Origin of the sequence: Cellulosimicrobium funkei (assembly GCF_004519295.1) — a bacterium.
Taxonomy (GTDB): domain Bacteria; phylum Actinomycetota; class Actinomycetes; order Actinomycetales; family Cellulomonadaceae; genus Cellulosimicrobium; species Cellulosimicrobium funkei.
In genome coordinates this window covers 58,691-82,560 of sequence record NZ_SOZH01000003.1, presented here as the reverse complement: position 1 = coordinate 82,560, position 23,870 = coordinate 58,691, and the positions used below count along the sequence as shown (strand labels likewise).

Sequence of the window (23,870 nt, the reverse complement as noted above, 5' to 3'; positions counted from 1 at the left end):
TCCGAGATGCCCACCCCAACCTTCGACCCCCACTGGAGACTTGCCCGAAACCCTCGACCTCTACCTGACCCTCCTCCCCCGCCGGCCATGCGGCTGTCGCCCGTCCGGCGGGCGGCACGGGCTGCGACCGCATGCTCGGCGGGCTCGAGGGGCTCCGGGGGCGTGTTCGGCATCCGGCCTCTCCCGCGCGGCGGCCCGCCGGGGTGGCAGGCTGGCGGCATGGACGCCCGCACGACCCTGCCCACGCTCGGCTCGCTCACCTGGGAGCCGGCGCTCGACCACCTCGACCTCGTCGCCCCCGTGACCGCCGACGCGCTGCGCCGGTGGGCCGACGCCGACCCGGACGTCGCGACGCTCGTCGCCGTGACGGAGATCGACCCCGACCTCGCCGACACCGCGACGCTCAACACCGCGTTCGACCTGCCCGTCGAGGCCTCGGCGAACTGCGTCGTCGTGGGCGGCACGCGGGCGGGCGACGAGCGCGTCGCCGCCGCCGTCGTGCGGGCGCACACGCGCGCCGACGTCAACACGCGCGTCCGCAAGCTGCTCGACGTGCGCAAGGCGTCGTTCCTGCCGACCGACCGCGCGACGGCCGAGTCCGGGATGGAGTACGGCGGCATCACGCCCGTCGGGCTGCCCGAGGGGTGGCGCGTGCTCGTCGACTCCCGCGTCGTGACCGACGGCGCGCTCGCGCTGATCGGCAGCGGCGTGCGGCGCTCGAAGCTGCTGCTCCCCGGCGACCTGCTGGGCCGCCTGCCCGGTGTCGAGGTCGTCGAGGACCTGGCCGTCCCGGTCGCCTGACCCGTCCCCCTGCCGAGCACGACCTGGCGGTCGCCACGGGCGGCCTGACGACCGCCAGGTCGTGCTCGACGCCCGGTGCTCAGCGATCCAGGACGACGAGCCGCTGCGTCGCGCGCGTCATCGCGACGTAGCGGTCGACCGCGCCCTCGACGCCGTCGCCGAACGCCTGCGGCTCGACGAGCACCACGAGGTCGAACTCGAGGCCCTTCGCCGTCTCGGGCGTGAGCCACCGCACCCGCGCGGCCCCCTCGCCCTCGCCACCGACGCCACCGACCCTGCCGTCCGACTCCTCGCCGGACGGCCCGGACGGCCCGGACGACTCGGTGGCGGCGATGACGCACACCGTGCCGTCCGCGTGCTCGGCGAGCCACGCGCCGAGGACCGCGTCGAGGTCCGCGACCGCCCCGTGGGCGACGGGCACGCCCGTGCTGCGCACCGACGTCGGGACGTTCGCGTCCGGGATCGCGGCCCGGACGACGGGCTCCGCCTCGGCCATGATCTCCCGCGGCGTGCGGTAGTTGACGCTCAGCGACGCCTCCTCGACGCGGGCGAAGCCCACGCGCGCGAGCCGCTCACGCCAGCCCTCGGGGAAGCCGTAGCGGGCCTGGGCGCGGTCCCCGACGACCGTGACGCTGCGCGACGGGCAGCGGCTGAGGACCATCTGCCACTCGGCGTCGGTGAGCTCCTGCGCCTCGTCGACGACGACGTGCGCGAAGGGCCCCGCGAGGCGGTCCGGCGTCGCGACGACGAGCGCGCCGTCGTCCACGAGCGCGTCGCGCAGGTCCTGGCCGCGGAGCATCTGCATGACCCCGAGCTCGCTGTCGTCGGTCGCCACGAGGTGGTCGACGACGTCGTCCATGCGCGCGCGCTCCGCCGCCACGGCGGCCTCGTTGCGGCGGCGGCGGCGCGACGCCTCCGGGTCGCCGAGCCGACGGCGCGCGGCGTCGAGCAGCGGGAGGTCCGCCGTCGTCCACGCGTGCGCGTCCGGGCGCTGGAGCGCGCGCACCTGCTCGGGCGTGAGCGACGGCGCGCACAGCCGCAGGTAGGCGGGCACGGACCACAGGTCGGCCACGAGGTCCGTCGGCTCGACGAGCGGCCACGCGCGGTCGAACGCGGCACCGAGCGCGCGGTGGCCGCGCAGGGCACGGCGCACGTCGTCGGCCTCGACGTCCACACCGTCCTCCGCGGCTCCCCCGCAGGCCTTGTCCACGAGGATCTCGACGAGCGCGGCCCAGACGTCGTCGCGCGCCTCGTTGTGCGGGGTGCCCGGATCGACGGACTCGAACGCCTCGGCCCAGTCGGCCGGGGAGAGCCAGACGTCGGCCCACGGCGTCTCGACCTCCCTGCCCTCGGCGAGCGGGCGTTCGGAGAACCGTACGGCGGGCTCGATCGCGGCGACGAGCGCGGCGGACGCCTTGAGTCGCGCCACCTCGGGGTCGGTCTCGGCGCGCGCCGTCGCGCCCTCGGGGACGAGGTCGCGCAGCGTGCAGGTCTGCACGCCCTCCTCGCCGAGGCCGGGCAGCACGTCGGCCACGTACGCGAGGTACGGACGGCCGGGCCCGACGACGAGCACGCCGCCGCGCCCACCACCGCTCCCGCCACCATGCCCACCACCGTGCCCGCCGCCCACGTGCGGGTCGGCGTACAGCAGGTAGGCCGCGCGGTGCAGCGCCACGACCGTCTTGCCCGTGCCGGGGCCGCCGTCGACGACGAGCGCGCCGCGCGAGCCCGCGCGCACGATCGCGTCCTGGTCGGCCTGGATCGTGCCGAGGACGTCGCGCATCCGCGGGGACCTGCTCGCGCCGAGGCTCGCGACGAACGCCGACTGGTCGTCGAGCGCCGCGCTCGACCCGGCGCCGTCGGGCACGAGCTCCTCGTCCCAGTAGTCGGTGACGCGCCCGCGCGCCCACCGGTACCGGCGCCGCGCCGCGAGGCCGAGCGGCCGCGCGGGCGTGGCCGCGAAGTACGGCTCGGCGGCGGGCGAGCGCCAGTCGACGAGCAGGCGCTCCCCCGCCGGGTCGGTGAGGCCCACGCGGCCCACGTACACCGGGGCGGAGCCGTCGGCGAAGGTCATGCGACCCAGGCACAGGTCGACGCCGTAGCGCTGGAGCAGCCGCAACCGGCTGCTGAGGCGGTGGATCTCCTGGTCGCGCTCGAGCGCCTCGGTGCCGCTCCCGCCCGGCGCGCGCCGGGCCGCGTCGAGACGCTGCGCGAGGTCCGTCACGGAGTGCTCGAGGCTCGCGGCGATCGCCGCGAAGTGGCGCTCGTCGGGGTCGACGAGCGACGGGTCGGCCTTCGCGGCCAGCCGCGCGGGCAGGTCGAAGAACGGCGCGGGCCGTGGGTCCTGGTCCGCGGTCGGGCGGGCCGACGGGCGGCGGGACGGGTCGGTGGTGGCGGTCACGGGGGCGTCGGGCAACGTCATCAGCTCCGGTCCGGGTCCTGCGGAGGGACGCACGGGCCACGACGACCCGCGCACGAGCGGAGATTCTGCGCCCCCGAGGGGGCCTTGCCGCAAGACCCCCGGTGCGCTATACCTTGGAAAGGGAGGCCGGTCGAGCCTCCCTTTCTCGTTGCCGGACGTCGTGCCGGTGCGCTCGGTGCCGACGCTCTGGGTACCGACGTCGACCGCGCAGCGTCTGTGCGGCGCCGCACAGCCGAGATGCGAGAAGTGGCCCCCTACCGTGCTCGGTGGGGGCCACTTCTCGTGTCTCGACGGGACCCTCGACAGGATCCCGGGAACGCCTCAGCTCTCGGCGCGGCCCTCGCGCCAGTAGCCCATGAACGCGACGGCGCGGCGGTCGACGCCGAGGTCGGCCACGAGGTGGCGGCGCAGCGTCTTGATGGCGCTCGCCTCGCCCGCGAGCCACGCGTAGAGGACGGTCTCCTCGTCGAGGAGCCCCGGGACCTCCCAGAGGATCGACGCGTCGACGTCGACGTCCTCGAGGTCCTCCGCGGTGCGGCACTGGACGGGCGGGTCCGTCCCGAGGACGCCCGCACCGAGCATGCGCGCGGCGGCCTCCTTGACGGCCGGCACGAGGCGCGCGCCGTGAGCGTCGTGGGGCCCGCCGGGGACGTCGTCGCGCGCGAGGAACGTCACGCGCACCCCGGGCGGGGTCACGAGGTCGCGCGCGTCGCCCACGTGCGGGACCTCGACGTAGACCTCGCCCCACGCGTCGGCGGGCAGGTCCTCGCAGATCGCCGCGAGGGCGGGCAGCGCGGTCTCGTCGCCCGCGAGCAGGAGCGCGTGCGGGCGGGTGGGCGGGCGGAACTCGATGCCGCCGGCCGGGCCGCCGAACGTGGCGTCGGGGCCGAGCAGGACGAGCGGCGTGCCGACCTCGGCGGCGAGCGCCCAGCGCGACGCGGGGCCGGCGTCGCCGTGCAGCACGACGTCGACGTCGACCTCGCGCGCCTCGGGGCGCACCGCGACGGTCGTGTAGGTGCGCAGCGGGTTGCGGCGCTCCTCGGGCTGGTCGCGCCACGCGGCGTACCAGGACTCGGCGTCGCGCACGAGGTGCTCGTAGCCGCCGTCGGGCGCGGGGAGCACGAACTTGATCCGGACGTCGAGACCCGGGTCGCCGAAGAGGTCGAGCTCCGGGCCGGTGAAGGTGAAGCGGCGGAAGCTCGGCGAGAGCTGCTCGACCCGCGCCACCTCGACGTCGAAGAAGCGCCAGGGGGCGGTCGCACGGGCGACGGGACGACGAGCGCGGGTGCGGGGTGCGACGACGGTCTGGCTCACACAGGTGAGGCTAACCTACGCGCCCACGGCGGGGTCAACCCGTCCGGGACGCGGACCTGCGCCCGGCGGGGTGAGACACGTCACGCTCCGCGGCCGCGGCTGCGCCAGAGCAGGTAGACGAAGTACGGCGCGCCCAGCAGCGCGGTGCCGAGACCCGCGGGGATCTGCCCGGGCGCGATGACGACGCGGCCCAGCGTGTCCGCGACAGACACGAGGAGGGCCCCGAGCAGCATCGCGACAGGCACGACCCGGGAGTGCCGGGAGCCGACGAGCGCGCGGGCGGCGTGCGGCGCGACGAGGCCGACGAACGCGAGCGCCCCGATGGCGCACACGGCCGCGGCGGTGAGCAGCGCGGCGACGCCGAGCAGGAGCAGCCGCGTGCGGTCGAGCGCGACGCCGAGGACGCGCGGCGTGTCGTCGTCGAGCGCCACGACGTCCAGGTCGCGCCGGAACACCGCGGTGAGCGGGGTGAGCACGAGCAGAGCGAGCGCGACGGGGATCAGCTGCTCGAGCGTGCGCCCGTACGTGGAGCCCGACAGCCACGTGAGCGCGAGGTTCACGTCCCACGGCGCGACGACGACGACGAGCAGCGTGATGATCGCCATCACCCCGGCCTGGGCGCCGATGCCGATGAGCACGAGCCGGTCGGAGCTCAGCCCGCCCCGGTAGGAGAGCCCGTAGACGAGCCCGAACACGGCGAAGGCCCCGACCGCGGCGGCGGCGGACATCGGCCAGATCCCGACGCCGGGGACGAGCAGGATCATCGTCACGGCACCGAGGCCGGCGCCCGACGTCACGCCGAGCAGGCTCGGCTCCGCGAGCGGGTTGCGGCACACGGCCTGCACGATCGTGCCGGCGAGCGCGAGCGCGGCGCCCGCGAGGAGGGCCGCGAGCACGCGCGGGACGCGCTGGTCGAGCACGAACGTCACGTGCCGGCCGGCGACGCCGGCCCACCAGTTCGCGACGTCGCCCAGCAGCACGACCCGGTCGCCGAGCAGGAGGCCCGCGACGGCGGCCGCGGCGACGGCGAGCGACAGGACGACCACGACCACGACGACCGCGCGCCGCGAGCGCGGCCGGCTCAGCGCACCGTGCCCGCCGCGCGACGACGCGGGCCCCGAGTCGCGCAGGCGGCGCGCGAGCCACACGAGCAGGATCGCGCCGAGGACGGTCGTGACGATGCCGGTCGGCACCGCGATCGAGAGCGTCCCGGGCAGCAGGAGGCGGAGCAGGACGTCGGCGCCGAGCACGACGACCACGCCGACGAGGGCCGCGAAGGGCAGGAGGAGCACGTGCCGCCCGAGCCCGGGCACGCGACGCGCGACGAGGCGGGCCACGACGGGCGCCGCGAGACCGACGAACCCGACCGGCCCGGCGACGGTCACGGCGATCGAGGCGAGCAGGACGGCGACGAGCACCGAGGCGACGCGCGTGCGGCGCACGTCGACGCCGAGGACGGTCGCGGCGTCGTCCCCGAGCCCGAGGAGGTCGAGCCGGCGCGCGAGGACGAGCGCGGCGAGGACGCCGACCACGACGACGGGCGTGGCCAGCGTGACCGTGCGCGTGCCCGACTGGACGATCGAGCCGCTCCCCCACGCGAACAGGCCCATCGTCTCCTGCTCGAACAGCACGAGGAGGACCGTCGTCAGCGAGTGGAGCGCGAGCATGATGGCCGAGCCGGCGAGCACGAGCCGGGTCGGCCCGTCGGCGCCGCCGCGCGCCAGGACGAGCACGAGCCCGGCCGCGGCGAGCCCGCCGAGGAACGCGAGGCCGCCCTGGAGGTAGAACGGGACGGAGAGGCCGAACGCGGCGACCACGACGACCGTGAGGTAGGCGCCCGCGTTGACCGCGAGCGTGTCGGGCGACGCGAGCGGGTTGCGCGCGACCGACTGCAGCACCGCCCCGGCGACGCCGAGCGCGACGCCCAGCAGCAGGCCGGCGAGGAGCCGCGGCACGCGCGACGCGACGAGGACGGCGACCGTCTGGTCGACCCCGTCTCCCCCGGTCGCGAGGCGCAGCAGGTCGAGCGGGCCGACGTCGGCCGTGCCCTGCGTGAGGTGCACGGCGGCGAGCACGAGCGCGACGACGGCCGCCGCGAGGAACGCGCCCGCGACCCCGAGGCGCGACGTCCGCGCGCGGGGGGCGGCCGCCGTCGGGCCCGGGGCGGTGCCGGTGCCCGGAGGGACGCCGCCCTCCGGGCCGTCCGCGCCGGGGACGACGGCCGGAGCCGGGTCCTCCAGGAGGAGGGTGTCCGGCTCCGGCGCGGTGCGCTGCTCTCGCCTGCTCACAGTGGGTCTCGTCAGCCTTCTCGTCGTCCTGGCGGGGTGCGCGCCCGGGTGCCGCGTCAGGCCGTCAGGGCCTCGACGACCGCGTCGGCGTAGGCCGCGGCGGACAGCGGGCCGCCGAACATCCAGATGCCGTCGGGCAGACGGTGCACGTCGCCGGCCGTGACGAACGGGAGCTGCTCCCACACGGCGTTGCCGGCGAGGCCCTCCTCGAACGGGTTCGCCTCGGAGTCGCTCGCGACGTAGAGGAACTGCACGTCGCCGAGCTGGGTGAGGCCCTCGACGTCGGTCTGCGCGAGGCCGTAGTCGGGGTCGCCGCCCTCGGTCCAGGCGTTGACGAGGCCGATCTCCTCGCCGATGGCGCCGAAGAACGAGCCCGGCGTGTACATGCGGATCGAGACCGCGCCGTTCGTCACCCAGCCGTCGGCCATCGTGAACTCGGCCCCGGCGAGGCCCGCCTCGTCGAGCGCGGTGGTGGCCTCGGCGATCTTCGCGTCGTACTCCTCGAGCGCGGCGGCCGCCTCGTCCTCGCGGCCCGTCACGGTGCCGAGCGTCTCGACCGTGGAGCGCATGTAGCCGATGGGGTCCTCGCCGTCGGAGCCGCGCAGCGCGAGCACCGGCGCGACCTCCTCGATCTGCGCGATGACGTTCTCCGGCAGGTCCGTGGTCGTCACCACGAGGTCCGGCTCGAGCGCGGAGATCGCGTCGAGGCTCGGCTCGCCGCGCGTGCCGACGTCGGGCGTGCTCGCGTCGATCGGCGCGACGGTGTCCCACGTGTTGTAGCCCTCGACGTCCGCCTGGCCGACGGGCTCGACGCCCAGCGCCACGAGGTTCTCCGTGAGGCCCCACTCGAGCGAGACGATGTCGGTGGCCGGGGCGTCGAGGGTGACCTCGCCGCGCTCGTCGGTGACGGTGACCGGGCCGGACGCGGCGTCGGTCGTCGCGCCGTCGGACGAGCCGCCGGTCGCGGGCTCCTCGGTCGTGCCGCACGCGGTGAGCGCGAGCGCGGTCGCGAGCGCGACGGCGCCCACGGCGAGGGAACGGGTGGTCGAGCGCATGGGTGTCCTTCGGGTTCGGTGCGGAGACGGTGCGGAGGAGTACGAAGAGGTGCGGAGAGTCGCGGCCCGGCGGCGGACGCCGCGGTCAGACGAGGACGGCCGCGTCCAGCCGGGCGGCGTGCCGACCGAGCGGCTCGCAGCACGTGCGCCCCGTGAGGGGATGCGTGTAGACGTCGACGTGGATGCCGTAGACCTCGGTGAGGAGCTCGGTCGTGAGCACGTCCTCGGCCCGGCCCGTGGCGCGCACGACGCCGCCGTGGAGCAGGACGACGTGGTCGGCCACCGCGGCGGCCTGGTTGAGGTCGTGCAGGACGACGCCCACGGCCACGCCGTGCTCGCTCGCCAGGTCGCGGACCAGGTCGAGCAGCTCGACCTGGTAGCGCAGGTCGAGGTACGTCGTCGGCTCGTCGAGCAGGAGCACCTTCGTGTCCTGCGCGAGGCACGTCGCGAGCCACACGCGCTGCAGCTCGCCGCCGGAGAGCTCGTCGACGCCGCGGTCGGCCATCGCGGTGATGCCGGTGACGTCCATGGCGTGCGCGATCGCGCGCGGGCCGTCGGGGTCGTTCGAGCGGAACCGGCCACGGTAGGGGTGACGTCCGTAGGCGACGACGTCGCGCACGCTCACGCCCGACGGCGTGGGCCGGCTCTGCGACAGGAGCGTCACGCGCCGCGCGAAGTCCTTGGCGTGGAGCGCGAGCGCGTCGGGCTCGTCGTCCAGGGCGACGGTCCCGGCGTCAGGCCGGTGCAGGCGCGCGAGCGAGCGCAGGAGGGTCGACTTGCCCGAGCCGTTGGGCCCGATGAGGGCCGTGACGGCCCCCGGGGCGAGCTCGAGCGCGGCGCCGTGGACCACGGTGCGGTCGTCGTAGGACAGCCGCAGGTCGTGACCCGCGAGCGCCGGGGCGCCGGGCAGGCCCGGCGCGACCGAGGCAGCTGAGGTTCCACTCACAAAGGTGAGGCTAATCTATGTCGCCCGCCCGGAACCAGCCCCTCACGTCCGTGTGACGGGGCTCACGAACGGCCTCGCGGTCAGCCCTCGGCGGCCCGGCCGGCCCGCCGTCGCGGCTCTCCCGCGCCCGCGGTGGGCGGCGCGTGGTCCTCGTCCGCCGCGTGCGCGCGGGTCGGGGACGCGTGCCGCTCCCCGCCGAGCGCGACGGGCACGACGAGCGCCCGGTGGTCCGACAGCCCCGTGTCGACCGCGACGGCGGGCGCCGTCGCCCGGACCGGGCCGTGGGCGAGCACGTGGTCGAGCTGGCGCGCGGGCTCGCCGACGGGGAACGTCGGCGCGGAGGCGAGCGGACGCCACCCGCTCGTGCGCGCCGCCTGGGGCGCCTCGATGTTGAGGTCGCCGAGCAGGACGACGGGCTCGCCGTCGGGCACGTCGGCGGCGAGCTCCCGGGTGAGCCGCACGAGCTGCGTGAGGTTGCGCCCCGGCACGAAGGTCAGGTGCGTACACACGACCGTCACCGGCCCGCCCGGCGCCTCGACGCGCGCGACGAGGGCCGCGCGCGGCTCGTCGCGCACGAGCGTCGGCAGCCGGCGCCCGGGGAAGCGCACGGGCACGCGCGTGCGCGGCGCGGGCAGCAGGACGGTGCGCCACGCGGTGACCGGGTACCGGCTCACGACGGCGATCCCGTAGGCGGCGCGCCCCGGCTGGTGCTCCCCCGTCGGCGCGGTCCACACGCCCGGCTCGCCGACGAGCGTCGCGACGAACCGGTGGTCGACGGCGCCCGCCGCCTCGGCCGCGACCGCGGTGAGGTCGGCGCGGTGCGAGCGGGGCTGGTCCCGGTCCACCTCCTGGAGCGCGAGGACGTCCGCGTCGAGGGCCCGGACGGCACCGGCGAAGCGGTCGACGTCGACGCGGTCGTCGACGAGCGACCGCCCGTGCAGGATGTTGAACGTCGCGAGGCGCACCCTCCCGATTGTGGGGACCACGGCCCGACGCCGCACGCGCTCCGCGGGGCGACAGCTCCCCCGTGGCGACGTGCCAGCACCCCCGGGGTGGTGTAGACCCTGGGCATGGTGGACGACAGGGACGCACTGCACGACGGCCTCCGGATGACCGCCGCGGCGCTGGCCGAGGCCGAGATCCCGCACGCGCTCGTCGGCGGCTACGCGGCGTGGGCGCGCGGGGCGCCGGAGCCGAGCCACGACGCCGACTTCGCAATCCGCGAGGTCGACGTGGACCGGGCGCGCGAGGTGCTGCGCGAGGCGGGGCTCGAGATCACGGAGCCGACGGAGAACTGGCTCTTCAAGGCGTACCACGGGGGCGAGCTCATCGACGTCCTGTACCGGATGGTCGGCGAGCCGATCGACGACGACCTGCTCGCGCGCACCGACGAGCTCGAGGTCCTCGCGGTCCGCATGCCCGTGCTGTCCGCGACCGAGATCATGGCGTCGAAGCTGCGCGTCCTCGGCGAGCACTACTGCGACTTCTCGCGGCTCCTGCCGGTCGCGCGGGCGATGCGCGAGCAGATCGACTGGTCCGACGTCCGGGAGCGCGTGGACGACAACCCGTACGCCCGCGCGTTCCTGTTCCTCCTCGACGAGCTCGCCGTCGTGGACGCGCAGGACATGGGCGACGACTCCCTCGGCTCGCGCACCGACGCGGCCGAGCCGGCGTCCGGGGACCCGTCGAGCGCGCTGGAGTGAGCCCGACCCCCGTTCGCCGCGCGAGCGGGACGGACCCCGGGAAGGGTGTGGTCGTACCGCCCGCCAACCACAGGAGGTATCACCGATGAGCACGGTCACCCAGTCGATCGACGTCGACGTCCCCGTCCGCACGGCCTACGACCAGTGGACCCAGTTCGAGGAGTTCCCCCGCTTCATGGAGGGCGTCGAGGAGATCCGCCAGCTCGACGCGACGCACACGCACTGGAAGACGAAGATCGGCGGCGTCGAGCGCGAGTTCGACGCGGAGATCACCGAGCAGCACCCCGACGAGCGGGTGGCGTGGAACAGCACGTCGGGCCCCGACCACGCGGGCGTCGTGACCTTCCACCGGCTGAACGACACGCAGACCCGCGTCACGGTCCAGCTCGACTGGACGCCGGAGGGGGTCGTGGAGAAGGTGGGCGACGTCCTCCAGCTCGACGAGCGCCGCGTCAAGGGCGACCTCGCCCGGTTCAAGGAGTTCATCGAGTCCCGCGGGGCCGAGACGGGCGCGTGGCGAGGAGACGTCAGCTGACGACCCGGAGCACGTCGTCGGCCACGGCCGGCGACGACACCCAGCACGTCACGGAGCGGGTCCGGTTCGCCCGGGCCCGCTCCGGCGCGTCGTCCGCGCCGTCGACGGTGTCGGCGGCGTCGGCGGCGTCGGCGGCGGCGGCGGCGGCGTCGGCGGCGGCAGCGTCGGCGGGCACCGCGGAGGTGCGCTGCGCGGTCGGCGATCTCACCGCCGTCGTGCACGTGTCCGGGGCGGACGCGCCCGACGTCGTGGTCGTGCTCGTGCACGGCGTCGGGTCGTCGGCGCGCGCGTTCGACCCGGTGCGGCGCGCGCTCCTGCGGCCGGGCGCGCTCCCCCGGGTCGCGGTGCACGCGATCGACCTGCCCGGCTTCGGCGCGGCGCCCCGCGCGCCGCGCGACGTGTCGATCGAGGAGCACGCGGCCGTCGTCGCGGAGCACGTGCGCCGCCATGTGCTCGACCTGCCCGACGGCGCCCCGCGCCCCGTCGTCGTGCTCGTCGGCCACTCGATGGGCGCGCAGGTCGTCGCCCAGGCCATGGCCGACCACCCCCGCGAGGCGCCCGCGGGCGTGCTCGTCGGGCCGACGGCGGACCGCCACGCCCGCAGCGCGCCGCGCCAGGCGCTTCGGCTCGCGCGCGACGCGGTGGGCGAGCGGCCGCGCGCGCTCGCGACGCTCGCCGTCGACTACGTGCTGCGCTGCTCGCTGCCGCACTACGCGCGCCAGGTCCGGCACATGCTCGCGCACCGGCTCGAGGACGTCGTGCCGCACGTGCCGGGGCGTCTCGTCGTGGTGCGGGGCGCGCACGACCCGATCGCGCCGCGCCGGTGGTGCCGCGAGCTCGCGCTCGCCGCGCCGCGCGGCATGTTCCGCGAGGTCCGGGGACGCCACCACGCGATGGACGCCGACCCGGAGGGGATCGTCGCGGCCGTGCGTGCTGCCGGTGGACTGCCGCGCGGACTGCCCCGGGACCTGCCGTGAGGGCGCCCCGCTGGCCCCGCTCGCTGCGGCTGCGCGACCGCGCGGTGGACTACGCGTACGTCGCCGCGCGCCAGGTCCAGGGCGCCCTGCGCGCGCGCCGACCCGTCCCGACCGGCCCCGGCGGTGCGAGCCCCGTCGTGCTCCTTCCCGGCGTCTACGAGACGTGGCAGCTCCTCGGGCCGATCGCGACGGCCCTCGCCCGAGCCGGGCACCCCGTGCACGCCGTGCCCGGCCTCGGCTACAACCGGCGCCCGTTCGCCGAGGCTGCCGACCGCACGGCGGCGTTCCTCGAGCGGTCCGACCTGCGCGACGTCGTCCTCGTCGCCCACAGCAAGGGCGGCCTCGTCGGCAAGCGCGTCATGCTGTCGGCCGCCGGGCCGCGCGTAGCCGGCATGGTCGCCGTGGCGACGCCGTTCCGCGGCTCGCGCTACGCGCAGTACCTCCTCGGCCGCACGCTGCGCGCGTTCTCGCCGCGCGACGCCGCGCTGGTCGCGCTCGCCGCCGAGCGCGGGGTCGACGCGCGCATCACGGCCGTCTACCCGCGCTTCGACCCCCACATCCCCGAGACCGGCCGCCTCGAGGGCGGACGGAACGTCGAGCTGCCGCTCGCCGGGCACTTCCTCCCGCTCGGCGACCCGGCGCTCGTCGAGGTCGTGGTGCGGGAGGTCGACCGGTTCGCCCGGTCGGCGCCCTCGGACTGAGCGCGGCCCTCAGGCCGAGCGGGTGGGCTCGCCCACCGCGACGCGGACGAGCTCCTGCGTGCACCGGGTCATCGCCACGTACAGCCCGTTCCACCCGCGCGGCTCGGCGGCGACGCCGTCGGGGTCCACGACGACGACCGCGTCCCACTCGAGGCCCTTCGCCTCGGACGTCCCGAGGACGGGCACGCCCTGGACCGCCGCGCGCAGCGTCGCGAGGCGCGCGAGCGGCGCCACGACGCCCACGGTCCCGCCGTCGTACCGGGCCGCGAGGCGTGCGACCTCGGCGGCGACCGCCTCATCCAGTCGTCCCGGCGTACCGCCCGGCACGACGACGTCCCGCGGCTCGACCCCCGCGTCCCGCACCGCGCACGGCGGGTCGTTCCGGCTGCCCGCGGCGCGCAGCACCGGCCCGACGAGCGCCATGACCTCGCGCGGCGTGCGGTAGCAGATGGTGAGGTCCGCGCGCCGCCAGCGGTCCCCGAGGACCGGCCCGACGGCGTCCGCCCAGTCCGTGTGGCGGTGCGGCGCCTCGGTCTGGTCGACGTCCCCGACGGCCGTCACGGACCGCGTCGGGCAGCGTCGCAGGACCATGTGCCACTGCATGGGCGAGAGCTCCTGCGCCTCGTCGACCACGACGTGCCCGTAGACCCAGTCGCGACGCGCGGCCGCGCGCTGCGCGAGGAACTCGCCCTGCTCGCCGGGCGCGTCGGGAGCCCCCAGCGCGTCGGCGAGCGCGTCGAGCAGCGGCACGTCGCTCGGTGCGAGCGCGGGCGGCCCGCTCGTGACGCGACGCACCTCGGCCGCCGTCAGGTCGGGCGCGTGGCGCGCGAGGAGCGCGGCGTCGCCCAGCAGGTCCGCGAGCGCGGTGCGGACGTCCGTGACGGGCCACCAGGCGTCGACGGCGGCCGCGAACCCGGCGTCGCGCGCGAGGTCCTCCCGGAGCCGGTGGAGGTCCTCCTCGGTGAGCTCGCCGTCGACGTCGCCGCCGCGCGCGCCGGTCGTGGGGGCGCGGTCGTCGCGCGCGGCGAGCCCGGCGTCGAGCTTCCCGAGCACGTCCTCGAACCCCTCCTCGACCCGTTCGAGCATCTCGGTGTGGCGTTCCGCGGCCTCGTCCACGAGAGCGTCGAGCAGCAGGTCCACGGCCCGGCCCCGCGCGGCCAGCACGCTGCGGCCTCCCGCGCGAGAGGCACGCAGGACCTGGGCGACGCGGGCCGGGTCGAGCGTGAGCGGCTCGCCGTCGAGGCGGACCGTCAGGGCTCGCGCGTCCGGGACGAGGGAGTCCGCGTACCGGGCGACGACGTCCTGCCACAGCGCGCGCCCCTTGATCTCCGCGACGTCGCGCCCCTCCTCCCGCTCGGGCGCGACGCCGGGCACGAGCGTGTCGCACGTCGCCGAGACGACCGCCGTCTCCCCGAGCGCGGGCAGCACCTGCGCCACGTACTCGAGGAAGCGCGACGACGGCCCGAGCAGGAGGACGCCCCGCTCCGCGAGGTGCGGGTGGGTGAACAGCAGGTACGCGACGCGGTGCAGCGCGACGACGGTCTTGCCCGTCCCCGGGCCGCCCTGCACGACGAGCACCTGGTCCGCCGGAGCGCGCACGATCGCGTCCTGCTCCGTCTGGAGGGTCGCGACGGCGGTGCCCATGCGCCCGGTACGGCGCTCCGACAGCGCCGCGAGCAGCGCGCCCTCGCCGACGAGCCCGTCCTCCTGCTCCGCCCCGGTCGCCGAGCCGTCGAGCGGCTCGTCGTCCACGCCGGTGACCCGGTCCCCCGCGGTCCGCACGTGCCGACGCCGCGCGAGACCCTGCGGTTCACGCGCTGTCGCGGTGTAGAAGGCGCGTGCACCGTCAGCACGCCAGTCGAGCACGAGCGGGTCCGCGTCGTCCTCGGGCGCAGTGATCCCGACGCGCCCGACGTGGCGCGTGACCCCGTCGACGGTGTCGACGCGGCCGAAGACGAGCCCGCTCTCCGCGCGCTCGAGCTCCGTGCGACGGCGGCGCAGCCCAGCGCGCCGCGCGCGCTCGACGACGGCCTCGGCCCCGGGCGGGCCCGCGGCCGGGACCCGGTCGGCGACGTCGTCGGCAGGGGCGGCGAGCTGCGCGTCGAGCTCCGCGAGGAGCTCCGCGCGGCGGGCGAGCGCGGCGTCGAGGTGCTGCTGCTCCTCGGCGACGGCATGCGCCGCGGCGTCGCGCAGGCGGTCAGGACGGGTGGTGGCACGCAGGGACGGGGAGGGCTGGACCGGCACGGGACCTCTTCTCGTACGACGTACGGACACGGGCCCAACGCGTCGGGGAGCACCGTTGTTCCCGTCGCTCCCGCCGCGACCGACGAGTCAGGGGACGCGCGTCGCCCAGAACGCGACAGCCGACGCCGCGGCGACGTTGAGCGAGTCCACTCCCCCCGCCATGGGGATCGTGACGACCCGGTCCGCCGCCTCGATCGCACCGTGCGACAGGCCGTCGCCCTCCGTGCCGAGCACGAGCGCGAGCCGCTCGGGCGGGTCGGCCACGATGTCGTCGAGGCTCACCGCGTCGTCGGCGAGGGCGAGCGCGGCGACGACGAAGCCCTCGTCACGCAGCAGGTCGAGGCCGCCCGGCCACGTCTCGAACCGCGTCCACGGCACCTGGAACACCGTGCCCATGCTCACGCGCACCGAGCGGCGGTAGAGCGGGTCGGAGCAGCGCGGCGAGACGAGGACGGCGTCGACCCCGAGCGCGGCGGCCGACCGGAAGATCGCACCGACGTTGGTGTGGTCCACGACGTCCTCCAGCACCGCGACCCGCCGCGCACCCGTCCCGCCGCGCGCCGCGGAGAGCAGGTCGCGCACGGGGACCAGCGGCGGGCGGTGCATCGCCGCGAGCGCCCCGCGGTGCAGGTGGAACCCGGTGATCGCCTCGAGCACGTCGGGCGCACCGACGTACACCGGGACCTGCTCGCCCGTGCCGCCCGGGGCGTCGTCGACCGGCAGCGCGGCGATGTCGTCGGCGAGGTCGTCGAGCCAGCGCTCGGCCATGAGGAACGACCGGGGCCGGTGCCCGGCGGCGAGCGCCCGCCGGATCACCGTCGAGCTCTCGGCGATGTACAGCCCCTTCTCCGGCTCGTGCTTGGACCGCAGCGCGACGTCGGTCAGGCGGTTGTAGTCCGCGAGGCGGCCGTCGGCGGGGTCGGTGACGTGCACGACCCGCAGGCCGGCTCGGGTGCTGGTCTCGCTCACGTCGTCGATTCTCCCAGGCATGCCACGCGCCTTGATCCCCGGCTCCGTCCTGTCTAGTCTGTCCAGACAGGACGAGGAGCGGGGGTCCCATGAGCTGGCAGGTGCAGGACGCGAAGCAACGCCTGAGCGAGGTCTTGCGAGAGGCCGAGAACGGTCCACAGGTCATCACCCGGCACGGCAAGGAGATCGCCGTCGTCGTCGGGATCGACCTCTACCACGAGCTCGCCGGGGTCCGGGTGGAGCTCGCCGACTATCTCCTCGAGGCACCCACGGCGGACGACCTCGACCTCACCCGTGACCGGACTCCGTTGCGCGAGATCGATCTCGGGGCCGACGCGTGAGGTACCTGCTCGACACGAACGTCGTGTCCGAGCTCGTGCGAACCCGACCGGACGAGCAGGTCGTCGCGTGGCTCCGCGGGCTGCGGACGCCTCAGATCTACATATCAGTGCTGACCGTCGGCGAGATCCGCACCGGGGTCCAGCGCCTCATGTCTCGCGACGCCGCGCGGGCGACCGCGCTCGAGACGTGGGTCCACGGTCTCGAGGAGACGTACGGGGACCGCATCCTCCCCGTCACGCTCGAGATCGCGCAGCGATGGCCGGCCGTGCACGCGGCGCGCCCGCTGCCCGTCGTCGACTCCCTGCTCGCGGCGACCGCGCTCGCCCACGGGCTCACGGTGGCGACCCGGAACACCCGGGACTTCGTCGACAGCGGCGTCCCCGTCGTCAACCCGTTCTCCTCACCCTGACCGCTGACCGCCGGCCGCCGGCGTGTCGCGGGTCACGGTCCTTCGCCCCTCGCGCGATCCGGGCATCGGGGGTCGAATAGGGGCATGGGATCCGCGCCGGACGCTGCACCGACCCCCGCCACGGCGGCCTCCTCGACCTCGGCGAGCACGACCGAACGGTCGCTCGACGCGCCGTGGTCGCGCCCGCCCGACGCCGTCCTCGCCGAGCTCGGCACGGACGCGGGCGGCCTCTCCAGCGCCGACGCCGCGACGCGGCTCGCGGAGGTGGGGCCCAACCGGCTGCCGCCGCCGCAGCGCGACCCGCTGTGGAAGCGGATCCTCGTCCACTTCGACGACATCCTCATCTACATCCTGCTCGTCTCGGCGGTGCTCAAGGCGATCCTCGGCGACTGGGTCGACTTCACGGTGATCCTCGCGGTCGCGGTGATCAACGCGGCGATCGGGTTCATCCAGGAGGGGCGCGCGGAGAGCGCGCTCGAGGGCATCCGGAACATGCTGTCCGTCAACGCCGAGGTGCGGCGCGACGGCGCGTGGGCCCGCGTGGACGCCGACGACGTGGTGCCCGGCGACGTCGTGCGCGTGCGCTCGGGCGACCGCGTGCCCGCGGACGTGCGGCTGATCCAGGCGACGAACCTGCGCGTCGAGGAGTCGGCGCTCACCGGGGAGTCGGTGGCCGCGGCGAAGAAGGTCGACGCCGTCGGGGCGGACGCGGGCGTGGGCGACCGGTCGAGCATGCTGTTCTCGAGCACGCTCGTGGCCGCCGGACAGGGCGTGGGCGTCGTCACCGCGACCGGGACAGCGACCGAGATCGGCCGGATCCAGACGATGATCTCGGAGGTCCGCAGCCTCGCGACGCCGCTGACGCGCCAGCTCGACCGGTTCGGCAAGCTGCTCGCGGTGCTCATCCTCGCGATGGCCGTCGTCATGGTCATCATCGGCCGGGTCGTGCACGACTTCTCGGTGCCCGACCTCATCTCGGCGTCCATCGGCTTCGCGGTCGCCGCGGTGCCGGAGGGCCTGCCCGCGCTCGTGACGATCACCCTCGCGCTCGGGGTGCAGCAGATGGCCCGACGCCGCGCGATCACGCGCAAGCTCCCCGCGGTCGAGACGCTCGGCTCGGTGACCACGATCTGCTCGGACAAGACCGGCACGCTCACCAAGAACGAGATGACGGCGCGCACGGTCCGCACGAGCGGGCGCACGTTCGCGGTCGCAGGCGCGGGGTACGCGCCCGTGGGAGACGTGACCGTGCCCGACGACGCACCCCGCCCCGGGGCGACCGGCGCACCCGGCGAGGTGGACGGCGCGGGCGAGGGACCGGCGTCGGGCACCCGGCACGCGGACCTCGCCGACGACCGCGACCTCGCGGCCCTCGCGACGGTCATGATGCTGTGCAACGACGCGCGGATCGTGCCCGACGGCGAGGACACCGACGGCTGGCGGCTCGTCGGCGAGCCGACGGAGGGCGCGCTGCGCACGCTCGGCATGAAGGCCGGCGTCGACCCGACGGGGTGGCGGCGCGTCGCCGTCGTGCCGTTCGAGTCCGAGAACAAGTTCATGGCCACGCTCGACGCAGACCCCGACGGCGACCTGCACGTGCACGTCAAGGGCGCGCCCGACCGCGTCCTGGACCGCTGCGCGACCCAGGTCGCCCCGGACGGCGGCAACGAGCCGCTCGACCGCGCGTTCTGGGACGCGCAGATCGACGCGCTCGGCGGGCAGGGGCTGCGCGTGCTCGCGGCCGCGCGACGCCCGGCCGCCGACGGTACGGCGGACCTCGACGTCGCCGACGTCGCGGACGGCCTGGAGCTGTGCGGGCTCGTCGGCATCGTGGACCCGCCGCGCCCCGAGGCGATCGAGGCCATCGCCGAGTGCCGCGACGCGGGCATCCGCGTGAAGATGATCACCGGCGACCACGCGGGGACCGCGCTCGCGATCGGCCGCGAGATGGGCATCGTCGACGCCCACGACGGCTCGTCCGCGCCGGCCGTGCTCACCGGCCCCGAGCTCGAGGAGATGAGCACGGAGAAGCTGCGCCAGGTGGTGCGCGACGTCGACGTGTACGCGCGCACGAGCCCCGAGCACAAGATCCGGATCGTGTCCGCGCTCCAGTCGCACGGCGAGGTCGTCGCGATGACGGGCGACGGCGTCAACGACGCCCCCGCGCTCACCCAGGCGGACGTCGGCGTCGCGATGGGCATCAAGGGCACCGAGGCGACCAAGGAGGCCGCCGAGGTCGTGCTCGCCGACGACAACTTCGCGACCATCGAGCGGGCCGTGAAGGAGGGGCGGCGGATCTACGACAACATCCGCAAGTCCGTCCTGTTCCTGCTCCCGACCAACGGCGCGCAGTCGCTCGTCATCCTCGTCGCGGTCCTGTTCGGCCTCACCCTGCCGCTCCAGCCGGTCCAGGTGCTGTGGATCAACATGATCACCGCGGTCACGCTGTCGCTCGCGCTCGCGTACGAGAAGGCGGAGCCCGACGTCATGCGCCGCGCCCCGCGCGACCCGAAGGCGTCGATCCTCGACGGCGCGTACGTGCGCCGCATCCTGCTCGTGTCGCTCCTCATCGGCGGCGCGACCATCCTGCTGTTCTACGTCGAGCGGGCGCAGGGCGTCCCGCTCGCCGAGGCGCAGACGACGGCGGTCACGATGCTCGCGCTCGGCCAGCTCGCCTACCTGTTCAACTGCCGGTTCCTCGACCGGTCGAGCCTCACGCTCGACGTGCTGCGCGGCAACCGGGTGGTCTGGGTCTCGGCGGCGACGCTGCTCGCGCTGCAGGCCGTCTTCGTCTACGCGCCGTTCATGCACTCGTGGTTCGACTCGGCACCCATCGCGCTCGCGGAGTGGGGCAAGACGCTCGGGCTCGCGCTCGTCGTCTTCCTGCTCGTCGAGGTCATCAAGTGGGTCGGCCGGCGCTGGACGGCGCGCGACCACGTGCCCGCCCTCGTCGAGCGGCACGACGCCCCCTAGGGCGTGTCCCTCGCCGATGTGCGTGCCGCTGCTGGACGGCTCCGGGTCCCTCGGGCGGGGGCGGGACGACCGCTCACCACCCCGGACGCCGTGCTGGGCGACAGTGCGCTGTGGCCTACGGGGACGCTGCGCGGTCGAGCGGTTCTTCAACCGTGTCAAGCAAGGGCGAGCACCCGCGACCTGCTACGACCAGCACGCCGCGACCTCCCGTGGCGCGGCGTTGCTCGCCGCCCTGCTCCCCGGGCTCGAGAACTGACACGAGTACGTTCTCCTCATGGACTCGATCGATGATCCGCTCGCGCCCTGGAGAGAGCTGGAAGCGCAGCGCGAAGCCCTACCGCTCGAGGACCAGGCAGTCTTCATCCTCATCTGCGTCGAGAGCATCCTCTCGATGCACCCGGCACGAGACGCCGCAGGCCAGGAGTTTCTCCACGCCATCTGGGACGCGATCGGCGCAGACCGTTCAGAGCTCTCGACGATCGCCGAGGCCCTCGCCCAGCGCCCAGACATCGACGACCACGATGAGTTGGCCGCGCTTCTCCATGCGGTCGAAGCCCTCCGCGGATCCCACGTCGCCGCGACGTGGGGCGCTCGCCGCCTTTCCGACGACGCCTACGAACGCATCCCGAGAGACGGCAGCGACCCCTTCTTCCCACCGCTTGCCGATGACACCACGCACGAAGTCGTCCAGGACGAGCTCCGCTGGCAGCGCTCAGTCCTCGCATCACTCAGCGTGGGCGACCGTGCAGCGCGAATCGCTGACCTCCGCGCGCAAGCACAGGCGCGCGGCGCGGCCAGTCACCAGGGAGACCCGCAGTAGAGGTCCTGACCCGCTGCGTTGCCGGCGCGGTCGACAGGGCGAGCCCCGTCGATGCCGAGGTGTGTCGGTTCATGGTGTCGTGCTCGAGCAACGAGGCAAGGCGGCGGCGCGCGCGGTGTTCGAGGACCAGACGCGGGTGCAGGCTCACCTGGTGGCGAAGGCCCGGTCGTCGAGCACAACGATCAACGAGTCGGCGCCACGATCCGTGGCAGGTGCTGCTCGATGATCTCGGCTGCTGCTCCGTCCACGGTGAGCTCGAGCAGGTCGGGCAGCTCGAGCACTTCGGCTGCCTCAGGGTCCAGCTCGAGCGCGAGGACGTCGCCCCGCACATCGAACCGGACGAGCCCGCCGTAGTGCACGACTGCGCCACCACGGACGATCGCGTAGGTATCCATACCGAGCCGCACGTCCTGCGGGTCGTGGGTCAGCGAGCGTTGAAACTCGATCGTGTCTCCCGACTCCACGTCCAGCAGCACGATCGCCTCGTAGTCGTCCTGGATGCTGCGCGTGAAGCCAACCCTGATCACGGCCACGATTCTGCCGTACCGAGGACACCGGCCCGGGACCTCCGACGTGAGAGACCAGTGAGCGACCTCTCACGCTCGCGGCTTGCCAACGCAGATACCCCCCGGGGTATCGTCAGAGCATGATCCCCTCGACCCCCGGCTCGACGACCCACCCGTCCGACCCCGACGGCGCCCGCCGCATCGTCGTCGTCGGCGGCGTCGCGGGCGGCATGAGCGCCGCCGCGCGCGCCCGCCGTCTCGACGAGCGCGCGTCGATCATCGTGCTCGAGCAGTCCGACCACGTCTCGTTCGCGGGCTGCGGCCTGCCGTACCAGGTGGCGGGCGAGATCGCGGAGCGCGACGCCCTCCTGCTGCACACGCCCGCCTCGCTCCGCGCGAGCCTCGACCTCGACGTGCGCACGCGTCACCGCGTCACCGCGGTCGACCGCGCGGCGCGCACGGTCACCGTCGCCGCCGAGAACGGCACGTACGAGCTCGGTTACGACGCGCTCCTCCTCGCGCCCGGCGCGACCACCGTCCTCCCGCCCGTCGCGGGCCTCGACCACCCGGCCGTGCACACGCTGCGGACCATGGCGGACCTCGACGCCCTGTCGGCCCGGCTCGCGCAGCTCGAGGCGGAGGTCGCCGCGGGCCGCACGGCCCCGCTGCGGGCCGTCGTCGTCGGCGCGGGCTTCATCGGGCTCGAGGCCGTGGAGGCGCTCGTCGGCCGCGGTCTCACGGTCGACGTCGTCGAGCGCGCCGACCAGGTGCTCCCGCCGCTGGAGCCCGACCTCGCGCCGCTGCTCGCGGACGAGCTCCGCGACCACGGCGTCGGTCTCCACCTCGGGACCTCCGCGAGCGCCGTCGTGCCGCAGCCCGAGGGCGCGGACCACGCCGTCGCGCTCGAGCTCGCGGACGGCACCGTCCTCGACGCCGACGTGGTGCTCGTGAGCGTCGGGGTGCGGCCCGCGAGCGACCTCGCGGCGGCGGCCGGGCTCGCGCTCGGCGAGCGCGGAGCGATCCGCGTCGACGCCGACCAGCGCACGTCCGACCCGCACGTGTGGGCCGTCGGCGACGCCGTCGAGGTCGTGCACGCGGTCACCGGCGCGACGGGCCCCGTCCCGCTCGCCGGCCCGGCCAACCGCCAAGGGCGGCGCGCCGCGGACGCGATGACCGGGCACCGCACCACACCGCAGGCGCCCGTGCTCGGGACGGCGATCGTGCGCGTGTTCGGCCTCACCGCCGCCGTGACCGGGCCGAGCCACGCGACCCTGGCGGCGGCCGACGTCGCGCACGAGCAGGTGCGCGTCCACGCGGCCCACCACGCGGGCTGGTTCCCCGGCGCCGAGCCGGTCCACGTGACGGCGAGCTTCGCGCCCGACGGCCGCCTGCTCGGCGCGCAGGCCGTGGGCCGCGCGGGGGTGGACAAGCGCATCGACGTGCTCGCGACCGCGCTGCGCGCCGGGCTCACGGCCGACGACCTCGCGGAGCTCGAGCTCGCGTACGCCCCGCCCTTCGGCGCCGCCAAGGACGTCGTCAACATGCTGGGCTTCGTCGCCCAGAACGTGCTCGACGGCACCATGCCGCAGTGGCACGCGGCCGACCTCGACGAGGTCGTCGCGACCTCGCTCGTGCTCGACGTCCGGTCGCGCGCCGAGCACGCCGGCGGCCACCTCGACGGCGCCCTCAACGTGCCGCACACCGAGCTGCGCGAGCGGCTCGACGAGGTGCGCGCCGCCGCGGCGGGGCGCCCGGTCGCCGTGCACTGCGCGAGCGGTGTGCGCTCCTACCTCGCGACCCGTGTCCTGCTCGCCGCCGGGCTCGACGCGCGCAACCTCTCCGGCGGCTGGCTCACCCTGACCACCACGCCGCGCGCCGCGCGCACCCTCGAAGGAGTCCCCGCATGATCGACCGCCTCCGCCGCCTGTTCTCCCGCTCGTCCGACGACGGCGGCGTGCGCCCGACCGTCGACGCCGCCACCGCGGTGCAGCTCGTCCGCGACGGCGCGACGCTCCTCGACGTGCGCGAGCGCGACGAGTGGCGCGCCGGGCACGCGCCCCAGGCCGTGCACGTGCCGCTCGCCGACGTCCCGTCGGCCGCGCCGCGGCGCCTGCAGGACGGCGCGACCGTCGTCGTCGTGTGCGCGTCGGGGATGCGCTCGCGCACCGCGGCACGCCAGCTCCGCTCGCTCGGCTACGCCGCGACGAGCCTGTCCGGGGGGCTCGGCGCGTGGCAGGCCGCGGGCGGAGCCGTGCGACGCTGATCCTGCGCCACCACGCACGGGCCGCCCCGGCCCCGCCGAGCCCCGACCCTCGCACCCCCGATCGACCCCCACATCCGAGGAGACCCACCATGTGCAGTCCCGCCCTGTGCCGCACCTGCGGCAAGACCACCTGGACCGGCTGCGGCATGCACGCCGACGAGGTCATGGCCGAGGTGCCGCCCGAGCAGCGCTGCACCTGCGCCTGACCAGGCGCGCCGCGACGACCACCGACAAGAACACCGACGAACGCAGGAGGACGACCGTGGAGCTCGACCCCACCGACATGAGCAAGGTCGCCAACCGGCTCAAGCGCGCCCAGGGCCAGCTCGCGGCCGTCGTGCGCATGCTCGAAGAAGGACGGGACTGCGAGGACGTCGTCACGCAGCTCTCCGCCGTCTCGCGCGCCCTGGACCGGGCCGGGTTCGCGATCATCGCGTCCGGCATGCGCCAGTGCCTCACCGATCCGACCGAGGACGGCGAGGACCCGACGCTCGACGTGGCGAAGCTCGAGAAGCTCTTCCTCTCGCTCGCCTGAGCGCGACGGCCGGAACGCACGCGGCCCGCACCTCGCCGCACCCCTCGGGGTGGGCGCGGTGCGGGCC

General features: G+C 75.4%; 22 protein-coding genes. 12 read left to right on the top strand and 10 right to left on the bottom strand.

The genetic code is table 11. The annotated features are described in order from the left end of the window. Positions 1–219 precede the first annotated feature (219 nt). Entirely contained in the window at positions 220–801 is a 582-nt protein-coding gene (locus tag E1O70_RS03380) for a YbaK/EbsC family protein (RefSeq protein ID WP_061267380.1), read from the top strand. Between the two features lie 79 nt (positions 802–880). Here E1O70_RS03380 and helR read toward each other — a convergent pair whose 3' ends face one another. The 6 genes from helR to E1O70_RS03350 form a co-directional block, all read right to left on the bottom strand. After that, a complete protein-coding gene (gene helR / locus E1O70_RS03375) occupies positions 881–3,118 on the bottom strand; it encodes an RNA polymerase recycling motor ATPase HelR (protein ID WP_061267433.1) in 2,238 nt (745 codons plus the stop codon). Positions 3,119–3,544: 426 nt separating this feature from the next. Next, positions 3,545–4,537 carry a siderophore-interacting protein gene (locus E1O70_RS03370; RefSeq protein WP_082774366.1) on the bottom strand — a complete coding sequence of 331 codons (993 nt, stop codon included), beginning with the start codon at positions 4,535–4,537 and terminating at the stop codon, positions 3,545–3,547. Between the two features lie 80 nt (positions 4,538–4,617). Further along, positions 4,618–6,825 carry an iron ABC transporter permease gene (locus E1O70_RS03365; RefSeq protein WP_240696584.1) on the bottom strand — a complete coding sequence of 736 codons (2,208 nt, stop codon included), beginning with the start codon at positions 6,823–6,825 and terminating at the stop codon, positions 4,618–4,620. A gap of 56 nt (positions 6,826–6,881) precedes the next feature. Continuing rightward, positions 6,882–7,880 (bottom strand): ABC transporter substrate-binding protein, encoded by a 999-nt coding sequence (locus E1O70_RS03360; protein WP_043656895.1) that lies wholly within the window; start codon positions 7,878–7,880, stop codon positions 6,882–6,884. A gap of 85 nt (positions 7,881–7,965) precedes the next feature. Then, complete coding sequence (locus E1O70_RS03355) at positions 7,966–8,826, bottom strand: ABC transporter ATP-binding protein (RefSeq protein ID WP_051876422.1); 861 nt, start codon at positions 8,824–8,826, stop codon at positions 7,966–7,968. A gap of 80 nt (positions 8,827–8,906) precedes the next feature. Beyond that, on the bottom strand, positions 8,907–9,791 hold the full coding sequence (locus tag E1O70_RS03350; RefSeq protein WP_082774365.1) for an endonuclease/exonuclease/phosphatase family protein: 885 nt from the start codon (positions 9,789–9,791) through the stop codon (positions 8,907–8,909). A gap of 105 nt (positions 9,792–9,896) precedes the next feature. On the opposite strand from E1O70_RS03350, the gene E1O70_RS03345 reads away from it, so the two are divergent. After that, a complete protein-coding gene (locus E1O70_RS03345; protein ID WP_076404711.1) occupies positions 9,897–10,529 on the top strand; it encodes a nucleotidyltransferase family protein in 633 nt (210 codons plus the stop codon). 85 nt (positions 10,530–10,614) lie between these two features. Further along, a complete protein-coding gene (locus E1O70_RS03340) occupies positions 10,615–11,064 on the top strand; it encodes an SRPBCC family protein (RefSeq protein WP_021483430.1) in 450 nt (149 codons plus the stop codon). Here the strand turns inward: E1O70_RS03340 and E1O70_RS19810 are convergent. Continuing rightward, positions 11,057–11,272: a hypothetical protein gene (locus tag E1O70_RS19810; RefSeq protein WP_167496842.1), complete on the bottom strand. Its 216-nt coding sequence runs from the start codon at positions 11,270–11,272 to the stop codon at positions 11,057–11,059. The two genes, E1O70_RS03340 and E1O70_RS19810, sit on opposite strands and share 8 nt — an antisense overlap. A gap of 7 nt (positions 11,273–11,279) precedes the next feature. On the opposite strand from E1O70_RS19810, the gene E1O70_RS03335 reads away from it, so the two are divergent. Together E1O70_RS03335 and E1O70_RS03330 are read left to right on the top strand one after the other, a co-directional pair. Further along, positions 11,280–12,041 (top strand): alpha/beta fold hydrolase, encoded by a 762-nt coding sequence (locus E1O70_RS03335; protein ID WP_167496843.1) that lies wholly within the window; start codon positions 11,280–11,282, stop codon positions 12,039–12,041. Further along, complete coding sequence (locus E1O70_RS03330) at positions 12,038–12,742, top strand: esterase/lipase family protein (RefSeq protein ID WP_082774364.1); 705 nt, start codon at positions 12,038–12,040, stop codon at positions 12,740–12,742. Before E1O70_RS03335 ends, E1O70_RS03330 begins: the two co-directional genes overlap by 4 nt. A gap of 9 nt (positions 12,743–12,751) precedes the next feature. Here the strand turns inward: E1O70_RS03330 and E1O70_RS03325 are convergent, their stop codons facing one another. Together E1O70_RS03325 and E1O70_RS03320 are read right to left on the bottom strand one after the other, a co-directional pair. After that, a complete protein-coding gene (locus E1O70_RS03325; RefSeq protein WP_240696583.1) occupies positions 12,752–14,986 on the bottom strand; it encodes a HelD family protein in 2,235 nt (744 codons plus the stop codon). A gap of 87 nt (positions 14,987–15,073) precedes the next feature. Next, entirely contained in the window at positions 15,074–15,955 is an 882-nt protein-coding gene (locus E1O70_RS03320) for a TrmH family RNA methyltransferase (RefSeq protein ID WP_240696582.1), read from the bottom strand. An 89-nt stretch (positions 15,956–16,044) separates the two neighbouring features. Between E1O70_RS03320 and E1O70_RS03315 the strand changes: the two genes are divergently transcribed. The 4 genes from E1O70_RS03315 (at position 16,045) to E1O70_RS03300 (ending at position 20,499) form a co-directional block, all read left to right on the top strand. Then, a complete protein-coding gene (locus E1O70_RS03315) occupies positions 16,045–16,296 on the top strand; it encodes a type II toxin-antitoxin system Phd/YefM family antitoxin (protein WP_043653923.1) in 252 nt (83 codons plus the stop codon). Further along, entirely contained in the window at positions 16,293–16,706 is a 414-nt protein-coding gene (locus tag E1O70_RS03310; protein ID WP_043653925.1) for a type II toxin-antitoxin system VapC family toxin, read from the top strand. Before E1O70_RS03315 ends, E1O70_RS03310 begins: the two co-directional genes overlap by 4 nt. Positions 16,707–16,790: 84 nt before the next feature. Further along, entirely contained in the window at positions 16,791–19,679 is a 2,889-nt protein-coding gene (locus E1O70_RS03305) for a cation-translocating P-type ATPase (protein ID WP_061267376.1), read from the top strand. A 274-nt stretch (positions 19,680–19,953) separates the two neighbouring features. Further along, positions 19,954–20,499: a hypothetical protein gene (locus E1O70_RS03300; protein WP_061267375.1), complete on the top strand. Its 546-nt coding sequence runs from the start codon at positions 19,954–19,956 to the stop codon at positions 20,497–20,499. 182 nt (positions 20,500–20,681) lie between these two features. On the opposite strand, the gene E1O70_RS03295 is transcribed toward E1O70_RS03300, so the two are convergent. Beyond that, the gene (locus E1O70_RS03295) at positions 20,682–21,026 is read right to left on the bottom strand and encodes an Imm10 family immunity protein (RefSeq protein ID WP_167496844.1); all 345 of its coding nucleotides are present in this window, start codon (positions 21,024–21,026) and stop codon (positions 20,682–20,684) included. A 119-nt stretch (positions 21,027–21,145) separates the two neighbouring features. Here E1O70_RS03295 and E1O70_RS03290 point away from each other — a divergent pair, with 119 nt between their 5' ends. The 3 genes from E1O70_RS03290 to E1O70_RS03280 all read left to right on the top strand — a co-directional run bounded on the left by E1O70_RS03290 (position 21,146) and on the right by E1O70_RS03280 (position 23,803). Then, a complete protein-coding gene (locus E1O70_RS03290) occupies positions 21,146–22,912 on the top strand; it encodes an FAD-dependent oxidoreductase (protein WP_061267373.1) in 1,767 nt (588 codons plus the stop codon). Then, the gene (locus E1O70_RS03285) at positions 22,909–23,268 is read left to right on the top strand and encodes a rhodanese-like domain-containing protein (protein WP_043653933.1); all 360 of its coding nucleotides are present in this window, start codon (positions 22,909–22,911) and stop codon (positions 23,266–23,268) included. Before E1O70_RS03290 ends, E1O70_RS03285 begins: the two co-directional genes overlap by 4 nt. A gap of 262 nt (positions 23,269–23,530) precedes the next feature. Next, positions 23,531–23,803: a metal-sensitive transcriptional regulator gene (locus E1O70_RS03280; protein WP_061267372.1), complete on the top strand. Its 273-nt coding sequence runs from the start codon at positions 23,531–23,533 to the stop codon at positions 23,801–23,803. Positions 23,804–23,870: the final 67 nt, after the last annotated feature.

Excerpts from the sequence above, each read along its gene's own strand:
- E1O70_RS03380 (WP_061267380.1), top strand. The coding sequence starts at position 220 with ATGGACGCCCGCACGACCCTGCCCACGCTCGGCTCGCTCACCTGGGAG.
- E1O70_RS03360 (WP_043656895.1), bottom strand. The coding sequence starts at position 7,880 with ATGCGCTCGACCACCCGTTCCCTCGCCGTGGGCGCCGTCGCGCTCGCG.
- E1O70_RS03345 (WP_076404711.1), top strand. The coding sequence starts at position 9,897 with ATGGTGGACGACAGGGACGCACTGCACGACGGCCTCCGGATGACCGCC.
- E1O70_RS03340 (WP_021483430.1), top strand. The coding sequence starts at position 10,615 with ATGAGCACGGTCACCCAGTCGATCGACGTCGACGTCCCCGTCCGCACG.
- E1O70_RS03315 (WP_043653923.1), top strand. The coding sequence starts at position 16,045 with ATGAGCTGGCAGGTGCAGGACGCGAAGCAACGCCTGAGCGAGGTCTTG.
- E1O70_RS03305 (WP_061267376.1), top strand. The coding sequence starts at position 16,791 with ATGGGATCCGCGCCGGACGCTGCACCGACCCCCGCCACGGCGGCCTCC.
- E1O70_RS03300 (WP_061267375.1), top strand. The coding sequence starts at position 19,954 with ATGGACTCGATCGATGATCCGCTCGCGCCCTGGAGAGAGCTGGAAGCG.
- E1O70_RS03290 (WP_061267373.1), top strand. The coding sequence starts at position 21,146 with ATGATCCCCTCGACCCCCGGCTCGACGACCCACCCGTCCGACCCCGAC.
- E1O70_RS03285 (WP_043653933.1), top strand. The coding sequence starts at position 22,909 with ATGATCGACCGCCTCCGCCGCCTGTTCTCCCGCTCGTCCGACGACGGC.